General features: G+C 70.3%; 20 protein-coding genes. All 20 read left to right on the forward strand.

Annotated features, from left to right (window positions below):
• Positions 1–21 precede the first annotated feature (21 nt).
• The 20 genes from BC793_RS11990 to dnaE all read left to right on the forward strand — a co-directional run bounded on the left by BC793_RS11990 (position 22) and on the right by dnaE (position 22,793).
• A complete protein-coding gene (locus BC793_RS11990; protein WP_109592245.1) occupies positions 22–1,527 on the forward strand; it encodes a UDP-N-acetylmuramoyl-L-alanyl-D-glutamate--2,6-diaminopimelate ligase in 1,506 nt (501 codons plus the stop codon).
• Positions 1,524–2,906, forward strand: coding sequence for a UDP-N-acetylmuramoyl-tripeptide--D-alanyl-D-alanine ligase (locus BC793_RS11995; protein ID WP_109592247.1), 1,383 nt, complete (start codon positions 1,524–1,526; stop codon positions 2,904–2,906). Before BC793_RS11990 ends, BC793_RS11995 begins: the two co-directional genes overlap by 4 nt.
• Entirely contained in the window at positions 2,903–4,021 is a 1,119-nt protein-coding gene (gene mraY, locus BC793_RS12000; protein WP_109592249.1) for a phospho-N-acetylmuramoyl-pentapeptide-transferase, read from the forward strand. Before BC793_RS11995 ends, mraY begins: the two co-directional genes overlap by 4 nt.
• Positions 4,022–4,090: 69 nt before the next feature.
• Positions 4,091–5,527, forward strand: coding sequence for an FtsW/RodA/SpoVE family cell cycle protein (locus BC793_RS12005; RefSeq protein ID WP_109592251.1), 1,437 nt, complete (start codon positions 4,091–4,093; stop codon positions 5,525–5,527).
• Positions 5,527–6,630, forward strand: a complete 1,104-nt coding sequence (murG, locus tag BC793_RS12010; RefSeq protein WP_109592253.1) for an undecaprenyldiphospho-muramoylpentapeptide beta-N-acetylglucosaminyltransferase — start codon at positions 5,527–5,529, stop codon at positions 6,628–6,630. Before BC793_RS12005 ends, murG begins: the two co-directional genes overlap by 1 nt.
• 30 nt (positions 6,631–6,660) lie before the next feature.
• Positions 6,661–8,097 (forward strand): UDP-N-acetylmuramate--L-alanine ligase, encoded by a 1,437-nt coding sequence (gene murC / locus BC793_RS12015; protein WP_109592255.1) that lies wholly within the window; start codon positions 6,661–6,663, stop codon positions 8,095–8,097.
• Positions 8,098–8,102: 5 nt separating this feature from the next.
• The gene (locus tag BC793_RS12020) at positions 8,103–8,873 is read left to right on the forward strand and encodes a cell division protein FtsQ/DivIB (RefSeq protein WP_109592257.1); all 771 of its coding nucleotides are present in this window, start codon (positions 8,103–8,105) and stop codon (positions 8,871–8,873) included.
• Positions 8,874–9,170: 297 nt separating this feature from the next.
• A complete protein-coding gene (ftsZ, locus tag BC793_RS12025; protein WP_109592259.1) occupies positions 9,171–10,292 on the forward strand; it encodes a cell division protein FtsZ in 1,122 nt (373 codons plus the stop codon).
• Positions 10,293–10,325: 33 nt separating this feature from the next.
• The gene (locus BC793_RS12030; RefSeq protein ID WP_109592261.1) at positions 10,326–11,036 is read left to right on the forward strand and encodes a YggS family pyridoxal phosphate-dependent enzyme; all 711 of its coding nucleotides are present in this window, start codon (positions 10,326–10,328) and stop codon (positions 11,034–11,036) included.
• Between the two features lie 208 nt (positions 11,037–11,244).
• On the forward strand, positions 11,245–11,988 hold the full coding sequence (locus BC793_RS12035) for a cell division protein SepF (RefSeq protein WP_109592263.1): 744 nt from the start codon (positions 11,245–11,247) through the stop codon (positions 11,986–11,988).
• An 87-nt stretch (positions 11,989–12,075) separates the two neighbouring features.
• Positions 12,076–12,381 carry a YggT family protein gene (locus BC793_RS12040; RefSeq protein WP_109592265.1) on the forward strand — a complete coding sequence of 102 codons (306 nt, stop codon included), beginning with the start codon at positions 12,076–12,078 and terminating at the stop codon, positions 12,379–12,381.
• 43 nt (positions 12,382–12,424) lie between these two features.
• On the forward strand, positions 12,425–13,240 hold the full coding sequence (locus tag BC793_RS12045) for a DivIVA domain-containing protein (protein ID WP_109592267.1): 816 nt from the start codon (positions 12,425–12,427) through the stop codon (positions 13,238–13,240).
• 36 nt (positions 13,241–13,276) lie between these two features.
• Positions 13,277–14,047, forward strand: a complete 771-nt coding sequence (locus BC793_RS12050; protein ID WP_109592269.1) for a hypothetical protein — start codon at positions 13,277–13,279, stop codon at positions 14,045–14,047.
• Entirely contained in the window at positions 14,044–14,346 is a 303-nt protein-coding gene (locus BC793_RS12055) for a DUF167 domain-containing protein (protein ID WP_109592271.1), read from the forward strand. The genes BC793_RS12050 and BC793_RS12055 overlap by 4 nt, the downstream gene beginning before the upstream one ends.
• 277 nt (positions 14,347–14,623) lie before the next feature.
• Positions 14,624–15,043 (forward strand): TraR/DksA family transcriptional regulator, encoded by a 420-nt coding sequence (locus BC793_RS12060; protein ID WP_109592273.1) that lies wholly within the window; start codon positions 14,624–14,626, stop codon positions 15,041–15,043.
• On the forward strand, positions 15,040–15,606 hold the full coding sequence (lspA, locus tag BC793_RS12065) for a signal peptidase II (RefSeq protein WP_109592275.1): 567 nt from the start codon (positions 15,040–15,042) through the stop codon (positions 15,604–15,606). The genes BC793_RS12060 and lspA overlap by 4 nt, the downstream gene beginning before the upstream one ends.
• Before the next feature lie 41 nt (positions 15,607–15,647).
• Positions 15,648–16,532 carry an RluA family pseudouridine synthase gene (locus BC793_RS12070; protein ID WP_239169888.1) on the forward strand — a complete coding sequence of 295 codons (885 nt, stop codon included), beginning with the start codon at positions 15,648–15,650 and terminating at the stop codon, positions 16,530–16,532.
• 15 nt (positions 16,533–16,547) lie between these two features.
• Positions 16,548–17,546, forward strand: coding sequence for a hypothetical protein (locus BC793_RS12075; RefSeq protein ID WP_109592483.1), 999 nt, complete (start codon positions 16,548–16,550; stop codon positions 17,544–17,546).
• Positions 17,547–17,729: 183 nt separating this feature from the next.
• Positions 17,730–19,202 (forward strand): MinD/ParA family ATP-binding protein, encoded by a 1,473-nt coding sequence (locus BC793_RS12080; RefSeq protein ID WP_109592279.1) that lies wholly within the window; start codon positions 17,730–17,732, stop codon positions 19,200–19,202.
• Between the two features lie 60 nt (positions 19,203–19,262).
• Positions 19,263–22,793: a DNA polymerase III subunit alpha gene (dnaE, locus tag BC793_RS12085; protein WP_109592281.1), complete on the forward strand. Its 3,531-nt coding sequence runs from the start codon at positions 19,263–19,265 to the stop codon at positions 22,791–22,793.
• Positions 22,794–22,812 lie beyond the last annotated feature (19 nt).

Consider the following 22,812-nt stretch of genomic DNA (forward strand, 5'->3'; position numbering starts at 1 on the left):
GACGGGGTAGGGTCTGACGCCGTGTCCGGCATTCCACGTCCCGAGACCGTGGAGCCGTGCCTGCTGGCGCGGCTCGCGGAGCTGTTACCGGCAGATCTGACCGGCGGTGACGTCCCGGTCACCGGTGTAACACACAGTAGTCGGGAGGTGCGTCCGGGTGATCTCTACGCGGCGCTTCCCGGCGCCAACCGGCACGGCGCGGAGTTCGTGGCGGACGCCGCGCACGCCGGCGCCGTCGCCGTCCTGACCGATCCGGCCGGTGCCCCCGCGGCCGTCGCCGCGGGGCTCCCGGTCCTGGTGGCCGACGACCCGCGGGCGGTGCTCGGTGCGGCCTCGGCGGCGATCTACGGGGAGCCGTCACGGCGGCTCACCATGATCGGCGTCACCGGGACGGCCGGGAAGACCTCCACGTCGTACCTGGTCGAGGCCGGCCTGCGGGCCGCCGGCCGGGTGACCGGGCTGGTCGGCACGGTCGAGACCCGGCTCGGCGACCTGGTGGTCAAGAGCGTGCGGACCACACCGGAGGCCACCGACCTTCAGGCGATCCTCGCGACCGGCGTCGAGCGCGGCGTCGAGGCGGTGGTCATGGAGGTCTCCAGCCACGCGCTGGTGATGGGCCGGGCCGGCGGCATCCGGTTCGCGGCCGGCGGGTACACCAACTTCGGCCAGGACCACCTCGACTTCCACCCCACCTCGGAGGACTACTTCGAGGCCAAGGCGCGGCTCTTCGACGGCCGGTCCGCGGCCGAGGTGCTCAACTTCGACGACCCGGCGCTGCGCCCGCTGTTCAAGCCGTCGACGATCACCTACTCGGCGGCCGGCGACCGGGCCGCGAGCTGGTGGGCCTCCGACGTGCGACCGTCCGATTTCGGTCAGCTCTTCACGGCACACGGCCCGGACGGTCTGACCGTCGAGACCGGCGTGACGCTGCCCGGCCTGCACAACGTCGCGAACGCGTTGCTGGCACTGGCCCTGCTGGTCGCGGTGGGCGTGGACGCCCGGGTCGCGGGCGCCGGCATCGCCGCCTGCCGCGGCGTTCCGGGCCGGCTGGAGCTGGTGGACGCGCCCGGGGAGATCCTCGGCGTGGTTGATTACGCCCACAAGCCCAACGCGATCGTCGCGGCCCTCACCGCGCTGCGCGGGCTCGCCACCACGCGCGGTGGCCGGCTGATCTGCGTCATCGGCGCCGGCGGCGACCGCGACCAGGGCAAACGGCCTCTGATGGGCGCGGCCGCGGCCGAGGGCGCCGACCTGGTGATCATCACCGACGACAACCCCAGGACCGAAGACCCCGCTGTCGTACGGTCGGCGGTCCGCGTGGGCGCGGAAGAGGCCTCCACGCCCGCGAAGATCATCGAAGTTGCCGGCCGGCGCTCCGCCATCGGTGAGGCGGTCCGACTGGCCGCCGCCGGTGACGTGATCGCGGTGCTGGGCAAGGGCAACGAACTCGGCCAGGAGGTGAACGGCGAGGTGCTGCCGTTCGACGACCGTATCGAGCTGGCCGTCGCTCTGGAGGCGCGCGCATGATCCCCCTGACCCTGGCGGAGATCGCCGAGATCACCGGTGGCCGGGTCGTCGGCGACCCGTCGGTGACCGTGACCGGCGACCTCGAGTACGACTCCCGCAAGATCGGACCGGGCGGCCTGTTCCTCGCCTTCGCCGGTGAGAAGGTCGACGGCCACGACTACGCGGAGGCCGCCGTGGCGGCGGGCGCCGCGGCCGTGCTGGGCTCCCGGGACACCGGGGTGCCCGGCGTCGTCGTCGAGGACCCGCTGGCCGCGGTGGCCGCCCTGGCCCGGGCCGTGGTGTCCCGGCTGGACCGGCTCACCGTGGTCGGGCTGACCGGCTCGTCCGGCAAGACCACCACCAAGGACTACATCGGGCAGCTGCTGTCCCGGCTCGGGCCGACGGTGGCGCTGCCCGGCTCGCTCAACAACGAGCTGGGTTTCCCGTACACCGTGCTCCGGGCCTCGGAAGAGACCCGGTTCCTGGTGCTGGAGATGGGCGCCCGCGGGATCGGGCACATCCGGTACCTGACCGAGATCGCCCGCCCGTCGATCGGCGTGGTGCTGAACATCGGCGCGGCGCACATCGGCGAGTTCGGGTCGAAGGAGGGCACCGCGCTGGCCAAGGGCGAACTGGTCGAGGCGCTGCCGCCGTCCGGGGTGGCGGTCCTCAACGCCGACGACCCCCTGGTGGCCGCGATGGCCTCCCGCACGTCGGCGTCGGTGGTCCTGGTCGGGTCGACCGGATCGCTCACCGCCTCGGACGTCACGCTCGACGCGGCCGGCCGTGCCTCGTACACGATCTCCGACGGTTCCCGCACCGGGACGGTCCACCTAGCGACGGCCGGCGAGCACCAGGTCGCCAACACGCTGGCCGCCGGCGCGGTGGCGCTGGCCGCCGGAATGGAGTTCGACGACCTCGTCGCCGCGCTGGGCGGGGTCGGCATCGCCTCCGAGCGCCGGATGGACGTCTTCACCCGGCCGGACGGCGTCACGGTGGTCGACGACTCGTACAACGCCAATCCGTCGTCGACCTCGGCCGCTCTGCGCGCGCTGGCGGCGATGGGCGGCGGTCGGCGCACCACCGCCGTCCTCGGCTTCATGGCCGAGCTCGGCGAGCACGAGGTGTCCGGTCACGCCGAGGTCGGGCGGCTCGCCGCCGAGCTGGGTGTGGACCGGCTGATCGCGGTGACCGGCGGTGCGGGTCCGATCCTGGACGGCGCCGCCGCAGTGGCCGGCTGGCGGGGCACGGGGCTCCTCGCCGACGACCAGGCCGCCGCGATCGACATCCTGCGCCACGACCTGCGCGCCGACGATGTCGTGCTGGTCAAGGGTTCCCGCTACCGCACATGGGACGTCGCCGACTGGCTGCGGCGTTCCGAGGAGGTTCAGCCCACGTGAGGGCAGTCATCGTCGCGGCCGCGGTCGCCTTTCTCATCTCGCTCTTCGGCACGCCCCTCGCGATCCGGGTCTTCTCGGCGCTCAAGGCCGGGCAGCCGATCCGGACCATCGGGCCGCAGACCCACCTGGGCAAGCGGGGCACCCCCACCATGGGCGGCGTGGCGTTCATCATCGCCACCGTCTTCGCCTATGCCGCCGGGCACCTGGCGCTGACCACGCTGCCGGACCGGCAGATCGCCCAGGAGAAGCCGACCATGACCGCGCTGGTCCTGCTCGGGATCTTCGTGTTCTGCGGCGCGGTCGGCTTCATGGACGACTTCCTGAAGGTGCGCAAGAAGAACTCGGACGGTCTCAGCGCCAAGGGCAAGCTTCTCGGCCAGCTGCTGATCGGCACCGTGTTCGGTATCGCCGCGCTCTACTTCCCGAGCACCAACGGCCAGACCGTGGCCAGCGAGAAGATCTCCTTCATCCGGGACGTGAGCTGGCTGGACGTCGGCAAGGTCGGCTCGGTCATGGTGTTCGTCTTCGTGATCATGGCGATGTCGAACGGCGTGAACCTCACCGACGGCCTGGACGGTCTCGCCACCGGTGCCTCGATCCTGGTCCTCGGCGCGTACTCGCTGATCGGCTTCTGGCAGTACCGGCACTGGTGCGGTGACAACGACTACGTCGGCCAGGCGGGTTCGGCCACCGCCGAGCACTGTTATCAGGTCCGGGACCCTCTGGAGATCGCGATGATCGCCGCGGCCGCGGCGGCGGCGTGTGTCGGCTTCCTGTGGTGGAACACCAACCCGGCCCGGATCTTCATGGGTGACACCGGCGCGCTGGCGCTGGGCGGCCTGATCGGCGGCCTGGCCGTGGCCACCCGCACCACGCTGCTCTCGGTCATCATCGGCGGCCTGTTCGTGATCATCACGATGTCCGTGGTCATCCAGATCATCTCGTTCAAGACCACCGGTAAGCGCGTCTTCCGGATGTCGCCGTTGCAGCACCACTTCGAGTTGGCCGGCTGGAGCGAGGTCAACATCGTGGTCCGGTTCTGGATCATCGCGGGAATCTGCGCCGCGATCGGCCTGGGCCTGTTCTACAGCGAGCATCTGGCCGTCATGGGGTAGCGCAGATCTCCTCGCGACACGCCATCGGCATGCCGTCGGGAGATGTGGACATCGGACGATGATGGGGGTATGGCGGACGACCGTTCTCAGCAGGCCCGCCCGTCACTGAGCCGGCAGCTGCTGCCCGCCGTGCACGGGATACTGGCCAGACCCCTGTCCTCGTACTACCTGTTGATCGCCAGCTGTGCGTTGCTGCTGCTGATCGGGCTCACCATGGTCTTCTCGGCCACGAGCGTGAAGGCGTACGCGGAGAAGGGCAACGCGTTCACCGTGATCAGCAGCCAGGCGGTGTACGCGCTGCTCGGCCTGGTCGCGTTCTGGATCTTCCAGCGGCTGCCCTCGGTCACGTTGCGGGTCCTCGGCCGGGGCCTGCTCGCCCTGTCCGTGCTCCTGCTCACGCTGCTGGCCTCGATCAACGCGCTGGCCTCGGTGGGCGTGCTGAGCCGCAACAGCGACGGCGACGCGACGCTCGGCCCGCTCGTGGCCGACCTGAACTGGCTCATCCTCGGCTCGTTCAGCATGCAGCCGGGTGAGCTGGCGAAACTCGCCATGGTGCTGTGGGGCGCCGACGTGATCGCCCGCAAGGGCCCGGCCCTCGGGCACTGGCGGGAGCTCGCGATGCCGCTGTTCCCGGTGATCGGCCTGCTCTTCGTCCTGGTCGGCTACAACGACCTGGGCACCATGCTGGTGCTGCTGGCGCTGATCGTCGGCCTGCTCTGGGCGGCCGGGGTCCGGCTGCGGGTGTTCGGCGCCCTGGGGGTGCTGGGCCTGGCCGGTGTCGGCCTGTTGATCGCCGCCGCGTCCCGGGGCGCCGGCTCCGGCACCGCGGGCGAGGACAACTACCGGTGGCGGCGGCTCACCGCGTTCATGCAGCCGCTGGAGACGTGCGAGACGACCAGCACCGCCGGTGAGTACTGCTACCAGCTGGCCCAGGGCCGTTCGGCGATCTTCGAGGGCGGCTGGTTCGGTGTCGGTCTGGGCAAGAGCGCCCTCAAGTGGGGCTGGGTGCCGGAGGCGGGCAACGACTTCATCTTCGCGATCGTCGCCGAGGAACTCGGTGTGGTCGGCTGCGGCGTGGTGCTGGCACTGCTGTCGGTGCTGGCCTACACCGGCTTCCGGATCGCCCGCCGGGTCAACGACCCGTTCCGCCGTCTCGCCGCCACCGCCGCCACCACCTGGCTGGTCGCCCAGGCCGTGATCAACATGGGTGGTGTGGTCGGGTTGCTGCCGATCACCGGCCTCCCGCTCCCGTTCATCTCCGCCGGTGGCACCGCGCTCGTGGTGACGATGGCGGCGGTCGGCATACTGGCGTCGTTCGCCCGGGCCGAACCGGACGCGGCGCGAGCGCTGAACGCCCGTCCGACGCCTCGGTGGGTGCGGCTACTCTGGGCCCCGCTGCCGCCGCTTCCCCCGGCGCGGCGGCCGGGACCGCAGCGTTCGCCTGCCCCGAAAACGGGCAGTGACACCAAGGCATCCGAGGGCGCGGGGGGTGTGAGGAGACGGTGATGGCATCGCTGCGGTCGGTCGTGCTCGCCGGCGGAGGCACCGGCGGCCACATCTATCCGCTGCTCGCCTTCGCCGACGCCCTGCGCCGCCACTTCCCGGAGATCCGGATCACCACGCTGGGCAGCCCCAAGGGCATGGAGAACCAGTTGATCCCGGCGGCCGGCTACGACCTGCGCGGCATCCCGGCGTTCCAGCTGCCCCGCTCGCTCAATCTCGACCTGCTGCGCACCCCGGACCGGATGTTCAAGTCGGCCCAGGCAGCGGGCGAGGTCATCGACGAGGTGCAGGCCCAGGTGGTCGTCGGTTTCGGTGGCTACGTGTCGGTGCCGGCCTATCTGGCGGCGTGGCGGCGTGAGCTGCCGATCGTCATCCACGAGGTGAACGTGCCGCCGGGCGTGGCCAACCGGATGGGCATGAAATTCACCAGGCGCATCGCCGTCGGCTTCCCGCACCAGCTGGAGCAGGCCGAGGCGCTGCGTAACGCCCGTCTGGTCGGCGTCCCGCTGCGGACCGGGATCACCGGGATGGACCGGCCGGCGCTGCGCCCGCAGGCGCTCTACCACTTCGGGCTGCGCCCGGATCTGCCGGTGCTGTTCGTCTCCGGCGGCTCGTCCGGCGCCCGCACGATCAACCTGGCGGTGGCCGCGGCGGCCAAGCGGCTCGCGCACGCCGGCATCCAGGTGCTGCATGTGCAGGGCGGGCGTAACGACCCGTTCGAGGTGCCGACCGACCTGCCGGTTCCCTATGTCGTCGTGCCCTACCTGTCGGACATGCAGCTCGGCTACGCTGCCGCCGACCTGATGCTGTGCCGGGGCGGTGCGATCACGGTGGCCGAGACGACCGCGCTCGGTATGCCGGCGATCTACGTGCCCTATCCGTTCAGCAACCAGGAGCAGCGCCGCAACGCGCTGCCGGTGGTCGAGTCCGGTGGCGGCATGCTCGTCGACAACAGCGAGCTGACACCGGAGTGGATCGAGCACAACATCATCCCGCTGGCCCGGGACCGGCAGCGGCTGGCGGCCATGGGTACGGCCGCGGCCCGCTACGGTCGCCGCGACGGTGACGAGCAACTGCTGCGCTTCGTTCTCGAAGCCGTGAGCTGACTGAGCTGATGAGGACTGAGGAGTGACACTGTGAACACGGCGGAGCTGACGCCGGCCGGCGAGATGACCGCCGAGGACCTGGGCAGCATGCACCTGATCGGGATCGGCGGGGTCGGCATGGCCGGTCTGGCCCGTCTCCTGCTGACCCGTGGTGTGCCGGTCTCCGGCAGCGAGTTGCGGGAGTGGCCGGCACTGGCCGCCCTGCGCGCCCTCGGTGGCACGGTGCACATGGCCCACGAGCCGTCCAACCTCGACGGCGTGGACACGGTCGTCTACTCGACCGCGATCCCGCAGGACCACGTGGAGATGGTGGAGGCGCGCCGCCGCGGGCTGCGTGTGCTGCACCGTTCGGAGGCGCTGGCCGCGGCGATGACCGACCGGCAGACCATCGCGGTGGCCGGCACCCACGGCAAGACCACCACCACGTCGATCATGACGGTGATCCTGCAGCACGCCGGGAAGGACCCGTCGTTCGTGATCGGCGGCGAGATGTCGGCCGCCGGGTCGAACGGGCACCACGGCACCGGCCCGCATTTCGTGGCCGAGGCCGACGAGCACGACCGGACGTTCCTGATCTACCGGCCGCATGTCGCGATCATCACCAACATCGAGGGCGACCACCTCAACAACTGGGGTGACCTGGAGACGTTGAAGGCCGGTTTCCTGGAGTTCGGCGGGCTGGCCGACGGGTTCGTGGTGACCTGTGCGGACGGTCCGGGCACCGACGAGCTGATCGCGGGGCTCAAGGCCCAGGGCAAAACCGTCTACACGTACGGCGAGTCGGCCGGCGCGGATCTGCGGATCTTCGACATCACCTCCTCGGTCAGCGGCGTGCGCTACCGGGCCGAGTTGCACGGGCAGCCGCTCGGTGAGTTCAAGCTGGCGCTGCCCGGCACGCACATGGGCCTGAACAGCGCGGCCACCGTGCTGACCGCGCTCAAGCTGGGTATCGACCAGTCGCTGGTGACCGAGGCCCTGGCGTCGTTCCCGGGGGTCCGCCGCCGGTTCGAGCGCAAGGGCATCGCGGCCGGCGTGCGGGTGTACGACGAGTACGCGTACCACCCGACCTCGGTGAAGGCGGCGCTGCGCACGCTGCGCGAGGTGGCCGGTGACGGGCGGCTGCTGGTGGTCTTCCAGCCGTACCGGGTGTATCGCACCCGGGATCTGGAGGCCGACCTGGCCGACGGGCTGGCGGTCGCCGACGAGGTGATCTGCATGGAGGTCTTCGGGCCGGGGGAGACCCGTGGTCCCGGTGAGGGTGGCCGGGCGCTGACCGCGGCGATCGCGCTGCCCGACGAGCGCAAGGTCTTCGTCCCGGACTGGGAGGACGTGCCGGCCGAGGTGGTGCGGCGCAGCCGTCCCGGTGACGTGGTGGTGACCATGGGGGCGCCGCCGATCTCGCTGATGGGTGACGAGCTGCTGGGCGCCCTCACCGAGGCGGACCGCCGGCCGGACCTGGCCGGGTAACGACGATGGCCGGCGGGGGCTCGCGCAACTGGCGGCTGGTCCGGGCCGACACGGACGCGGTGCCGTCGTCGGCCCGGCGCTTCATGGCGCGGGCCCGGCAGCGGCGCCTGCGCGCCGCGATGCCCTGGCTGATCGGCGCCGGCGTGCTGCTGGCCGTCGGCGGCCTGGTCTGGCTGGTCTACGGCACCTCGGTGCTCGGGGTCCGCGAGGTCCGGGTGGTCGGCGCGCAGATCCTCACGCCCGATCAGGTGCGTGCGGCCGCCGCGGTGCAGGCGGAGCTGCCGCTGGCCAGGGTCGACCTGGACGAGGTGGGCGCCCGGATCCGGCAGCTGCCGCCGGTGGACCGGGTGGTGGTGAGCCGCAGCTGGCCGTCGGCGGTGGTGATCGAGGTGGTGGAGCGGACCGCGGTGGCGGCGGTGCCGGCGCGTGACGATCAGTTCGTGCTGATCGACGACGAGGGTGTGCCGTTCCGTGCGGTGCCCGCCGCGCCGAAGGGGCTGCCACTGGCCCGGCTCGGCACGCCGGGTGCCGGCGATCAGAACACCGGGTCGGCGCTGACCGTGCTGGCGGCGCTCAGCGACGAGCTGCGCGAGCAGCTGGTGGCGATCTCGGTGCCGTCGCCGGTGCAGATCCGGCTGGAGCTGCGTAACGGCCGGGTGGTCATCTGGGGTGACGACACCAAGAGCGAGCGCAAGAGCACGGTCGCCACGGTGCTGCTGAAGCAGAAGGGCGACGAGATCGACGTGAGCGCCGTGAAAGTGGTGACCATACGATAGCCATGCGGTTATTCGGACAAAGCGTGATGAACGCAATAAAAGGTTCAAGGTTACGGGTGAGTCGGATACTCACCTCCTAAGCGCACGCGACACGCCGCCCGGGGTCTTTGGTTGCGGCCGCATGTCCGCATACGTTGCGTCGAGAGGTTCGCGTGGTTGACATAACACTGAACCTCTAGTAGAGGGTGAGGGTTTCCTCGCCTTCCTTCTTTGTACGGCAGCGGATGTCGAAGTGCGGTTCCCTGGACCGCAGGGGCCGTCGACGTCCGCCAACCCCGGAAGGGATGGCTGAGCCCGATGACACCTCCGCACAACTATCTTGCGGTCATCAAGGTCGTCGGCATCGGCGGTGGTGGCGTGAACGCCGTCAACCGCATGATCGAAGTTGGGCTCAAGGGTGTGGAGTTCATCGCGATCAACACGGATGCGCAGGCACTGTTGATGAGCGACGCCGACGTCAAGCTGGACGTCGGCCGGGAACTGACGCGTGGCCTGGGGGCCGGCGCGCAGCCCGAGGTGGGCAAGAACGCCGCCGAGGACCACCGCGACGAGATCGAAGAGGTGCTCAAGGGCGCCGACATGGTCTTCGTGACGTGTGGCGAGGGCGGCGGTACCGGTACCGGTGGCGCCCCCGTGGTCGCCAACATCGCCCGCAAGCTGGGCGCCCTCACGATCGGTGTGGTCACCCGCCCGTTCAACTTCGAGGGCAAGCGGCGCCAGGTGCAGGCCGAGGCCGGCATCGACGAGCTGCGCAACCAGTGCGACACGCTGATCGTGATCCCGAACGACCGGCTGCTCGCGCTCGGCGACCGCGGCATCAGCATGATGGACGCGTTCCGTCAGGCCGACCAGGTGCTGCTCTCCGGCGTGCAGGGCATCACCGACCTGATCACCACGCCGGGTCTGATCAACCTGGACTTCGCCGACGTCAAGAGCGTCATGAGCAACGCCGGCAGCGCCCTGATGGGTATCGGCAGCGCCCGTGGCGACAATCGGGCGGTCGAGGCCGCCGAGAAGGCGATCTCCAGCCCGCTGCTGGAGCAGAGCATGGACGGCGCCCGCGGCGTGCTGCTCTCCATCGCCGGCGGTTCGGACCTCGGTCTCTTCGAGATCAACGACGCGGCGCAGCTGGTGACCGACGCGGCCCACCCGGACGCGAACATCATCTTCGGCGCGGTCATCGACGACGCCCTCGGCGACGAGGTGCGGGTCACGGTGATCGCGGCGGGCTTCGACGCGGGCGCGCCCGCCTACAAGCCGGCCGAGCCGGCCCGCAAGGTGCCTGCCCCGTCGACCGGGAGCTCACTGCCCCCGGTCCCGCCGCCGGTCGCCCCGCCGCCCAGCACCCCGTCGCCGCGTACCAGCCGGGTGCTCTTCGACGACGTCGACGTACCGGATTTCCTCAAGAACGGCTCCTGAGCGCCGCTTCTCCCGTACCCCTCAAGAAGGCTGATTTTGATCGACGCCGGACGGCGCGCTGAGCTCGCCGCCAATCTCGAACGGGTGCGGGAGCGCATCGCTCTCGCCTGCGCGGCGGTCGGAAGGCCGCCGGACGCGGTCACCCTGACCGCGGTGACCAAGACCTACCCGGCGAGCGACGTCCTGTTGCTCGCCGGGCTCGGTGTCACCGACGTGGCCGAGAACCGGGACCAGGAGGCCTCGATCAAAGCCGGGGCGGTACGCGCGGGGGGCGCGCGGCCGCGCTGGCACTTCGTCGGCCAACTGCAGCGGAACAAGGTCAAATCAGTTCTCGGGTACGCCGACGTGGTCGAGTCGGTGGACTCGGTGCGCCTGGCCGAGGCGCTGGGCCGGGCCGCCGCCGGCCGCCAGGATCCGCTGGAGGTGCTGATCCAGGTCAGCCTGGACGGTGATCCGGCACGTGGGGGCGTGGCCGGAGATGATCTCTGGCGGGTATCCGACGCGGTGACCTCATCGGAGGGTCTGCGGCTGGGCGGCCTGATGGCGGTGGCGCCGCTGGGCGAGGATCCCGGCGCCGCCTTCGCTCGGCTGGCCGTCATCGCAGCTCAGATGGCTTCCCGTCATCCCGGTTCGACGACCGTCTCAGCGGGTATGAGCGGCGATCTGGAAGCCGCCGTCCGGTATGGGGCGACACACGTACGGATCGGTACTTCTTTACTCGGGATGCGAAACTCGCTGCGGTAGCCTTGCGGCGGGCAGCAAACTACACAGGTGTTGTTCAACGCGACGAACCGCCACGGGTCTCGCATTGGACGGCGCGGCGTCGTAACGGGTCGTGGGTCCCAACAGGACCCGTTCCGGCTCGTAAGGGGGGACGCGGCACGCCGAGGGGGCGCGGGCCGCAACAGCGGACGGAGGGTGGGGGCATGGACTCTCGGCAGGGAGAGGTGGCATGAGCGGAGGCGCGTTTCGCAAGGCGGGCGTCTGGCTCGGCCTCGTCGAGGAGGACGACGACCGCGGGTATGAAGACCGTGGTTACCGGGAGAGCTCCTACCGTTCGCGCGAGCGTGACCGGGATCGCGACCGTGACCGCTACTCCAGCGACCGGTATTCGGCGGCCGACGAGTTCGCCGACGAGGACGACGAGGAGGAGCGCTCCGTCCCGCGGGCGCGCACCGATCGCCGTGAGCGTGACCGGCTCTCCACCGCGCGGCAGGACCGTGAACTCGACCGGGACCGTGACCGGGAGGAGAGTGAGCGCCTCGATCGGGCGAGCGTCCGCTCCATCACCCGGCCGGCTCCGGCACCGGAGCAGTCCGCCCCGTTGACCTACTCCACCCGGGAGAATCTGGCGCTCAAGCCGCAGCCGGTCGCCCCGCCGCAGCCGGTGCACCAGCGCCAGGCCGAGGAGGAGCAGCGGTACCAGATCACCACGCTGCACCCGACGACGTACCGGGAGGCGCGGACGATCGGCGAGCACTTCCGGGACGGGGTGCCGGTGATCATCAATCTCACCGAGATGGACGAGTCGGACGCCCGGCGTCTGGTGGACTTCGCCGCCGGGCTGGCTTTCGGCCTGCGGGGTACGATCGAGCGCGTCACCAACCGGGTCTTCCTGTTGTCTCCCGCGAACGTGCAGGTCACCGCGGAGGACAAGGCCAAGATCGCAGAAGGCGGCTTCTTCGCCCAGGGCTGATCAGCTCTGGGCGACCGCCCGGCGATCCTGACCCGGCGAGTGACGCAGATCCGGCTTTGATTGACCCGAACGAGGGATCCACCTGACGTGCTGTCGATCGTGCTCCAGATCCTCTACATATTGCTGTACCTCTTCATGATGGTGCTGTTGGCCAGGTTCGTGATGAGCGCCGTGCTCCAGTACGGACGGCGCTGGCAGCCGAGCCGGGGCGCGTCGGCAGCCCTCGAAGCCGTGTGGAGCGTCACGGATCCACCCCTCAGGACGTTGAGGCGTGTGATCCCACCGCTGCGCATTGGTAACGTGAGTTTGGACCTGGCTTCCATCGTGCTGCTGGTTATCCTGTTCGTGCTCATGAACGTGGTACTCGCAAGATTGATTTCGCAATACAGCTAGACAGCAGCCCCAACCGCGGCCGCGACTGACCCGAGGAGTTTCGATGCCGCTGACCCCGGCCGACGTGCACAACGTCGCCTTCAAGAAGCCCCCGATCGGCAAGCGGGGGTATGACGAGGAGGAGGTCGACGCCTTCCTTGACGAGGTGGAGCGCGAGCTCGCCCGTCTGATCGAGGAGAACAACGAGCTGCGTGCCCAGGTGGAGCGCGGCGGGCGGGGTGGTGCACCGGCTGGACCGGGTGCTGATCCGCGTCTGGCAGCCGAGCTCAACGACCTGAAGGCGCAGCTCGACCGTGTGCAGCGGGACAAGGCGGCGGCCGAGCAGGCAGCCCGTCAGATGCAGGCCGAGCTGGACCAGGTCCGTGCCCAGGGCCCCGGCCCCGGTGCGCCCGCCGGTGGCGCGGATGGCGAGCAGCAGGCTCTGCGCGTGCTCATGATGGCCCAGCGCACCGCCGACGACCACGTCGCCGACGCGCGCCGTGAGGCCGACAAGCTTCTCTCCGACGCCCGTTCCAAGGCGGAGGAGGTCACCCGCGAGGCGCGGGCCAAGGCCGACGCCCTCGAGCGGGACGCCCGTCAGCGCCACCAGGAGGCGATGGGCGGCCTGGACGCGAAGCGGACCGCGCTGCAGAAGCACATCGAGGAGCTGAAGCAGTTCGAGCGGGAGTACCGCACGCGTCTCAAGGCGTACCTGGAGAGCCAGCTGCGTGACCTGGACGGTCGTGGCCAGGGCCTCGAGGCCGAGCTGACGCGGGCCGACTCCGGCCGTGCCGTCGGCGGCTCCGGTGGTCTCGCCGCCGCCGGTCTGGCCAGCTCCTACAGCGGTGGCCGCACCAACTCCATCGAATCGGGTCGCTGACCGCAGCACGCCCCCGCACCGCGACGAGGATGAGCCATGATCGTTGCTAGTCTCCTGCTCATCCCCGTCGCGGTTCTGTTTCTCGCGTTGGGCCTGGTCAACGGCTCAAGCAGTCTTCTCATAACCTCGATCGTGGTCAGCCTGCTGGCCGCGGTCGCCCTGGTCATCGGGACTCGTCAGGCCGCCACCCGGCGTGCCGGGGCCCCGGTCGCCCGGCCGGCCCGGCGTGAGCCGCCGCCCGCCTTCGCGGAAGATTCTGCCTCCGCCGCCGAGCCTCCCGCAGGCGAATCCACCGAGTACGAGGAGCCCGCTCCGGTCGATGTGGATCGCGACCGGGGTCTCGACGTGGATCTCGATGTGGAGGCGGCGAGGGCGGCCGGTGCGCGCGATACGGCCACCCGTCTGGGCGACCGCGGAGGGCCCGCCGCAGATGACGTCCATTCCGACTCCCCGGTCGATTCCGGCCCCCTCGCCGACGGGTCCGGCGAGCACGCCTGGCAGCCGGCGTCGGCCGCGGAGACGGCGGAGCAGGCCGACGAGTTCGCCGAGCCGGACGACGACGACCCGGACGACGAGCCGCTGCCGCAGTCGGTGCGGCCGGCCGACGCGGTGCTCGTCGCGCGGTTCGACACCGAGGTGCTCGTGGTCGACGGGCGCCCGCGCTATCACATGGCCGACTGCCCGCACCTGGTCGGCCGGCTGACCGAGCCGCTGCCGGCGAACGAGGCGGTCGAGCTCGGTTTCAGCCCGTGCGGCCTGTGCCGTCCGGTGGACCGGCTCGTCGCGGCCGTGGCCCACCAGCGTTGAGTCAGCGGCCGGCCGGGGTGTCGGTGCCGGTCCGGGTGCGGCCGGGAGCCGGGCGGACCCGGGTGGGCGGGCGGTATGAGGGGCCGCACGGTCCCGCACTGATCGTCGCGGTGGGCGCTCCCGCGGTCGACGGCAAGGCCACCGAGGCGGTGCGGAAGGCCCTGGCCGGGGCGATCGGGGTGCGGCCCGGCGAGGTGTCGCTGCGGCTCGGTGCCACCAGCCGGGACAAGGTGTTCACCGTCACGGCTGCGCCGGGCTCCTGGACGGCGCGACTCGCGGATCTTCGCGACAGCGGATAGTGATCATGAACTCGCGTAGGGTGTATCGTCGTTAATCCGTCCACACGCTGGCACTTCCTGACGATTTGTCGGATCTGACAGGGATAGCGGGTTGTCGTGATAGTTCACGTTCCGTATCCTTGCCACTTTCCGCCAGGGCTTGACCTCTTGCCGGCCGTGCCGTTTGTGCAGGACAGGCCAGTTGTGCAGGACAGACCAGGGAAGGGCGGCCCGTCATGGGGCCGCCCGTTTTCGTAGACCGCTGACCGCCGCCGGACGGGCGGCCGAGGGAGCGACGATGGCCAAGGCAACGGAGACCCGGTCCGGAACGAACGGCGCGGCTGCGGAGCGGGTCCGCGACGAGGCGGAGACCGAACGGATCCGGGAGGCACTGGTCGCCCGGCTCGGCGAACTGCAGGCCGAGTACGATCGGTCGCTCAGCGAGATCACCGAGCTGCAGCGCGAGCGGCTGGCCGACTCGGCCGGGGACGACCTGGCCGACACCGGGACCAAGACGTTCGAGCGCGAGCAGGAGATCACGCTGGCCAATACCCTGCTGGAGCGGATCACACAGGTCGAACGCGCGATCGATCGGCTCGGGTCGGGCAACTACGGTTGGTGTGAGCGGTGCGGCACCCAGATCCCGGTCGAGCGTCTGGCTGCCTTCCCCTCCGCCACGCTCTGTGTCTCGTGTAAGCAGTTGGAGGAACGACGCTGAACGCCGACGAACAGGCCGCCCCACGATTCCATCCCAGGGCGGTGGCCGTCCTGGCCACGACCGCGGTCATCGCCGTGGCGGTCGACCAGTGGGTCAAGCACCTCTCCACCGAGAACCTGGATCCCGGCGAGCCGGTCCGGATCCTCGGTGGCCTGATCTATCTGTCCCTGATGCGCAACGGTGGAGCCGCGTTCAGTCTCGGCAGCGACTACACCTGGATCTTCCCGGTGATCACCCTGGTGGTGGTCGGCGTGATCGGGTGGCTGGCGTCCCGGCTGCGGTCGGTGCCCTGGGGCCTCTCCCTCGGCCTGGTGCTGGGCGGCGCCCTCGGCAACCTGGGTGACCGGCTGTTCCGCGCGCCCGGCCCGTTCCAGGGCCACGTCGTCGACATGATCAGCCTCTTCGCTCCGAACGCTGAGAAGTTCGCGGTCTTCAACATCGCCGACAGCTGCCTCACCGTCGGGGTCTGCCTGGCCGTGCTGCTGGAGCTGACCGGCCGCCAGCGTGACGGCACGCGCCTGGTCAACGAGAAGAAGGCTCCGGCCAAAGAGGAGACCGCGTGAGTGGGCAGCGATCGCTTCCGGTTCCGGACGGACTCGACGGGATGCGGCTCGACCAGGCCGTCTCCCGGCTCTTCGGGCTGTCCCGGACCGCGGCGGCCACCCTGGTCGAGTCCGGTGACGCGCTGGTGGACGGCGTCGCCCGGCTCAAGTCGGAGAAGGTGGTGGCCGGCTCCTGGCTGGAGGTGACCCTGCCGTCACCGGCCGCGCCGGTCGCCGTGGTGGCCGAGCCGGTGCACGGACTCGGCATCATCTACAGCGACGACGACATCGTGGTGGTCGACAAACCGGTCGGCGTCGCCGCGCATCCCAGCCCCGGCTGGACCGGCCCGACCGTGATCGGCGGGCTGGCCGCGATGGGGCAGAACGTCGCGACCAGCGGCGCCGCCGAGCGGCAGGGTGTGGTGCACCGGCTCGACGTCGGCACCACCGGGCTGATGGTGGTGGCCAAGAGCGAGCAGGCGTACACGCTGCTGAAGCGGGCCTTCAAGGAGCGCGAGGTGGAGAAGCGGTACCACGCGGTGGTCCAGGGGCACCTGGATCCGCTGCGGGGCACCATCGACGCGCCGATCGACCGGCACCCGACCGCCGACTGGAAGTTCGCGGTCATGTCCAGTGGCAAGCCGAGCGTGACCCACTACGACACGGTCGAGGCGTTCCGGTCGGCGAGCCTGGTGGACGTGCGGCTGGAGACGGGGCGCACGCACCAGATCCGGGTGCACATGTCGGCGATGCGGCACCCCTGCGTGGGCGATACGGCGTACGGCGCCGACCCGACGCTGGCGGCCCGGCTGAAACTGGACCGGCAGTGGCTGCACGCCCGGGAACTGGCATTCGCACACCCCCGAACGTATGAGGAGGTGCGGTTCGTCAGCGACTACCCTGACGACCTGAAATACGCGCTGGACGTCCTCCAGGACGCCGGCTGACCGTCGGGAGTGAACGTGGGCCCCGCGATCCGTATGCGGGCGGTCCTCGTCGGGTTCGGGGCCGCGGCGCTCCGGTTGCAGATCATGACCGGAGTGGCGCTGGCCGCTATCGGTGCACTGGTCCTCGTGGTCTTCTGGGCCGACCGCGAGCTGCCGGCCGGTGAGGTGAGCGGTGACGTGCTGCGGGTGGGCGTGGTGGAGGGCCAGTCGGTCAGCGGCTACCTCCGCTCCTCGCAGGACGAGCTGGCCCGCCTGACCGGTGCGCCCGGGTCGGTCACCGAGACCTGGGCGCTCGTCGCCTTCAACCGGTACGCGGCTCCGGGTGGGCTGCCCGCCATGCTGGCCGGCGCCCAGGTGGCCCAGGTCTACACGCGGGTGCCGATGGAGGACGCCCGGACGCCGGTGCTCCGGATCCCGGTGGTGGAACTGCCCGCGGACGTGACCGCGGGGATGGTCGGCGCGGCCCGGGCCCGCGATCAGGAACAGGCCGACTACCAGCGGTTGGGCCGGGCGCTGGCCGGGGACGGCCGGACCGAGGTGCGGCTGCGGGCGGCGTACGAGAGCGCGGCCCGGCTGGCCGCCCAGGAGGCCGCCGCCTACCGCACCGGCTGTGAATGCGTCTTCGCCGCGGTGGTACGGGCGACGCCCGCGGTGCTCGACGGGATCTCGGCGCGGCCGTGGGTGCGGGTGGTCGACCCGGCGCCGGAGGTGCTGCACCTGGACCGTACCGAGTTCCGCCCCCCGCTGCCCGAGGAGGTGGACGTGGTCTCCCCGGAGCCGTCCGCCGTGCCATCCCCGGTGGTGAGCGTTGCCTCACCGGCCCCCGCACCGTTACCGTCGTCGATCGAGGTGGATGTGACATCTACCTCACCCGGCAATTCAGGCGGGACGCCCTCGTCCGCCGTATTCCCTTCCGACGGGTCGGGTGCCGTACCCTCGGCAGCGGACACGAGTCCAGCTCATGAAGGTGCGGGAGTGTCACCCGAAGCGTCCAGCGGGGATTCCGGCCGTTAGGTTTTCCGTCCCCGGAACGTTCGGCCGGAGGTCGTGCACGAGCGGTGCGGCAGCATGTGATCAAGAACGACCGGGGGATGGGCGGTCGGTCAGTGGCCCGAATAGGGTCTCATCCGTAGCCTGTCAGGGGCGAGCGAGACCATCGCCGTGAAAGATGCCGGGTAGGCGCAGAAAGGACGAGCCGTGGACGGGACCGAGACCGGCTGGGGCCGGCCTGCGGAACCAGCCCCGCGCTGGCGGGCGCTGCTCGACCGTGCCCGGCACGCCAGCCGCAACGAGGAGCCGGAGGAGGCCCCCCAGCAGCCGGAGACGCCCCCGCAGCAGCAACAGCAGCAGTGGGGCCAGCAGCTGCCGACCCGTGGCTCGGCGGGGGTGGGCCGTCCGGTCAACCCGCTCGACCCGCGGCAGGCGCCACCGTCCCCGGGCGGCTTCGAGCGCCAGCAGCCGGCCGAGCCACCGCGCCCGGCCGTTCCGCAGCGGCCGATCAACCCGCTCGACCCCCGCTGGCAGGGCCGCCGCGAGCCGGAGCAGCAGCACAGTTTCTTCGAGCCGTCGCCGCGCTCACAACCGCAGCAGCCGCCACCCCCGCCCGCGCCGCCGGCGCAGCAGCCCCCGCGGGACTACGGCTCCGCCTATCCGGCCAACGGTTATGCCCCGCCGGCCCCCAACGGTTATCCACAGCCCGCGCAGGCCTACGCGCCACAGCCGGCCTACCCGGCCGCCCCGGCACCGCCGTCACCCCCTCAGCAGCCGCCGGCGCCGCCGCCCGTGCCCGGCCGGGCCTCCGCCCCGGTCTCCCCGGCCCCCGCGGCCGCCCGGATCGAGTGGCGCCAGACCCGTACCGAGGACGGCCTGGACCGCGCCGTCTCGATCATGCGGCGCAAGCTGGGAACGCCGCGGGTGCTGGCGTTCGCCAACCCCAAGGGCGGCGTCCACAAGACCACCGCGACCGTGCTGGCCGCGGCCACCATCGGCAGCGTCCGCGGGCGTGGCGTGCTCGCCTGGGACGACAACGAGCTGCGCGGCACCCTCGGTCTGCGGGCCGGCAGCGCCCGGCACGCGCGGACCATCAAGCATCTGCTGGCCGATCTGATGCGGATCGAGAGCCTGCACGGCGACGCCCTGCTCCAGGAGCTGGACGCCTACCTGCGGCACGCCTCCGACGGGTCGTACGACGTGCTCGCCGGCGAGGAGAACCCACGGTTCGCCCAGCGGCTGGACCAGGGCACCGTGCGCCGGGTGATGGACCTGCTCCGCCGGACCCACGACGTGATCTGCGTCGACACCGGCAACAACGTGGAGAGCGTCAACTGGCAGACCGTCATGCGGTCGGCCGACCAACTGGTGATCACCACGGTGCCCCGCGAGGACGCCGCGTTCACCGCCGACTGGATGCTCGACGTGCTGGAGGAGGGCGGGCAGGGCGAGATGGTCGCCAACGCCGTGACGCTGATCTCCTGCCCGTCGCCGGGCAACCTGCCGCTGCTGGAGGACTTCAAGCGGCACTTCGCGACCCGGACCAGGGCGGTCGCCGTGGTGCCCTACGACCCGGCCCTGGAGGTCGGCTCCTCCATCGAGTATGGGGATCTCCAGCAGGAGACCCGGCAGGCGTGGTTGCGCGCGGCGTCGGTGATGTTGGAACCCTTCGCGGAGTAGGTTCTGTCGTACGCCGGGGCTAGGCTTCTCTGCGCTGTCATTGGGAAGAGGGGGTTCCGGGTGTCTGACTCGTTTGTGCACCTGCACGTGCACACAGAGTATTCAATGCTCGACGGGGCGGCCCGGATCAAAGAACTTCTCGCGGAGGCGAAGCGGCTCGGCATGCCGGCCGCGGCGATCACCGACCACGGCAACATGCACGGCGCCTACGACTTCTACAACCAGGCCAAAGCCGCCGGCATCACGCCGGTCATCGGCGTCGAGGCCTATGTCGCGCCGGAGTCCCGGCTCGACAAGAAGCGCATCAAGTGGGGCCGGCCGGAGCAGAAATCGGACGACGTCTCCGGTAACGGTGCGTATACGCACATGACCATGTGGGCACGCAACGCGGTGGGCCTGAAGAACCTGTTCCGGCTCAACTCGCGCGGCTCCATGGAGGGCCAGCTCGGCAAGTACCCGCGGATGGACTTCGACATCATCGCGGAGCACGCCGAGGGCATCATGGGCACCACCGGCTGCCCGTCCGGCATCGTGCAGACCCGGTTGCGCCTGGGGCACTTCGACGAGGCGCTCAAGTCCGCCGCGATGTACCAGGAGGCGCTCGGCAAGGAGCACTACTTCCTGGAGATCATGGACCACGGCCTGTCGATCGAGCGGCGGGTCCGCGACGGCCTGCTGGAGATCGGTAAGAAGCTGGGCATCCCGCCGCTGGTCACCAACGACTCGCACTACGTGCACGAGGAGCAGTCCGCGGCGCACGACGTGCTGCTGTGCGTGCAGACCGGCAGCAACGTGGCCGACCCCAACCGGTTCCGGTTCGACGGCTCCGGCTACTTCGTGAAGTCGGCCGACCAGATGCGCGCCGTCGACTCCTCCGAGGCGTGGCAGGAGGGCTGCCGCAACACCCTGCTGGTGGCCGAGAAGGTGGACATCGACGGGATGTTCACCTTCAAGAACCTGATGCCCCGGTTCCCGATCCCGGACGGCTACACCGAGGAGGAGTACTTCCGGCACGTCGCCTTCGAGGGCCTGCGTAAGCGCTTCCCGGACGGCATTCCGGAGACGCACGTCAAGCAGGCGGAATACGAGCTGGGCGTCATCATCTCGATGGGCTTCCCGGCGTACTTCCTCGTGGTCGCCGACTTCATCCAGTGGGCGAAGGACAACGGCATCGCGGTCGGTCCCGGTCGTGGCTCGGCGGCGGGCTCGCTGATCGCGTACGCCATGGCGATCACCGACCTCGACCCGATCCAGCACGGCCTGATCTTCGAGCGGTTCCTCAACCCCGAGCGGGTCTCGATGCCCGACGTCGACATCGACTTCGACGACCGGCGGCGGGCCGAGGTGATCCGCTACGTCACCGAGAAGTGGGGCGACGACAAGGTCGCCCAGATCGCCACGTTCGGCACGATCAAGGCCAAGGCCGCGATCAAGGACTCGGCCCGGGTGCTGGGTTACCCGTTCGCGGTCGGCGACAAGATCACCAAGGCGATGCCGCCGGACGTCATGGGCAAGGGCATCACCCTCGGCGGCATCTTCAACAAAGACGACAAACGGTACAACGAGGCCGGTGAGGTCCGCGGGCTCTACGAGACCGACCCGGACGTCAAGAAGGTCATCGACACCGCCCGCGGCATCGAGGGCCTGATCCGGCAGACCGGTGTGCACGCCGCCGGCGTCATCATGTCCGCCGAGCCGATCATCGACCACATCCCGCTCATGCGCCGGGCCAGCGACGGCGTGATCATCACGCAGTTCGACTACCCGACCTGCGAGACGCTCGGCCTGCTGAAGATGGACTTCCTCGGCCTGCGCAACCTGACCATCCTCGACGACGCCAACCGCAACGTCGAGTTGAACCACGGCAGGAAACTCGATCTGCTGTCGCTGCCGCTGGACGACCCCAAGGCGTACGAGTTGCTGGCCCGCGGCGACACGCTCGGCGTGTTCCAGCTCGACGGTGGCCCGATGCGCTCGCTGCTGCGCCTGATGAAGCCCGACAACTTCGAGGACATCTCCGCCGTCCTGGCGCTCTACCGGCCCGGCCCGATGGGTGTCGACTCGCACACCAACTACGCGCTCCGCAAGAACAAGCTCCAGGAGATCACCCCGATCCACCCGGAGCTGGAGGAGCCGCTGCGCGAGATCCTCGAACCCACCTACGGGCTGATCGTCTACCAGGAGCAGGTGCAGCGCGCCGCGCAGATCCTCGCCGGTTACAGCCTCGGCCAGGCCGACCTGCTGCGCCGCGCGATGGGTAAGAAGAAGAAGGAGATCCTGGACAAGGAGTTCATCCCGTTCCGGGACGGCTGCCGCGAGCACGGGTACTCCGACGAGGCCATCCAGGCGGTGTGGGACGTGCTGGTGCCGTTCGCCGGCTACGCGTTCAACAAGGCACACTCCGCGGCGTACGGCCTCGTGTCGTTCTGGACCGCCTACCTGAAGGCGCACTACCCCGCCGAGTACATGGCCGGTCTGCTCACCAGCGTCGGCGACGACAAGGACAAGATGGCCATGTATCTGGCGGAGTGCCGCCGCATGGGCATCCAGGTGCTCCCGCCCGACGTGAACCAGTCGGCCGGGCCGTTCACCCCGGTCGGCAAGGACATCCGGTTCGGTCTCGGCGCGGTCCGCAACGTCGGCGGCAACGTGGTCGAGGCGATCGTCCGGTGCCGCAAGGAGAAATCCGAGTACAACGACTTCTACGACTTCCTGTCGAAGGTCGACGCGGTGGTCTGCAACAAGAGGACGATCGAATCGCTGATCAAGGCGGGCGCGTTCGACTCGATGGGGCACAGCCGCAAGGGCCTGCTCGCCGTGCACGCCGAGGCCATCGATGCGTACGCGGACGTCAAGCGCAACGAGGCGGCCGGGCAGTTCGACCTGTTCGGGGCGTTCGGCGACGAGGCCGGCGGGTCGGCCGCGGTCAGCATGCCGCCGATCGGTGACAGCGAGTGGGACAAGCGCGACAAGCTGGCCTTCGAGCGGGAGATGCTCGGCCTCTACGTCTCCGACCACCCGCTCGCCGGGCTGGAGATGATGCTGGCCAACGCCGCCGACACCAGCATCGCGGCGCTCAACGAGGACGGCTCGGTCCCGGACGGGCAGATCGTCACCCTGGCCGGCATCCTCACCGGTGTCCAGCGGCGGATCACCAAGCAGGGCCGGTCGTGGGCGTCGGCCACCCTGGAGGACCTGGCCGGTGGTGTCGAGGCGCTGTTCTTCCCGAACACGTACGAGCTGGTCGGGCAGTACATCGCCGAGGACGCGATCGTGGTCGTCAAGGGTCGTATCGACCGGCGCGACGACCAGGCCCGGATCATGGCGATGGACATGTCCATCCCCGACATCTCCCACAACCCGGACAACAAGCCGGTCACCCTGACCATGCCGATCACCCGGTGCACACCACCGATGGTCGACTCGCTCAAGGAGATCCTGGTGAGCCACCCGGGCGACACCGAGGTGCACGTCCATCTCCAGAACGGCAGCCGGACCACGGTCATGCGGCTCGGCGGGGTCCGGGTCGCGGCGACACCCGCGCTGCGCGCCGATCTGAAGATGATCCTCGGTCCCTCGGCCGTCGCCTGACGGCGCCGGCTGATCTGGA

Source organism: Actinoplanes xinjiangensis (assembly GCF_003148685.1).
Lineage (GTDB): Bacteria > Actinomycetota > Actinomycetes > Mycobacteriales > Micromonosporaceae > Actinoplanes > Actinoplanes xinjiangensis.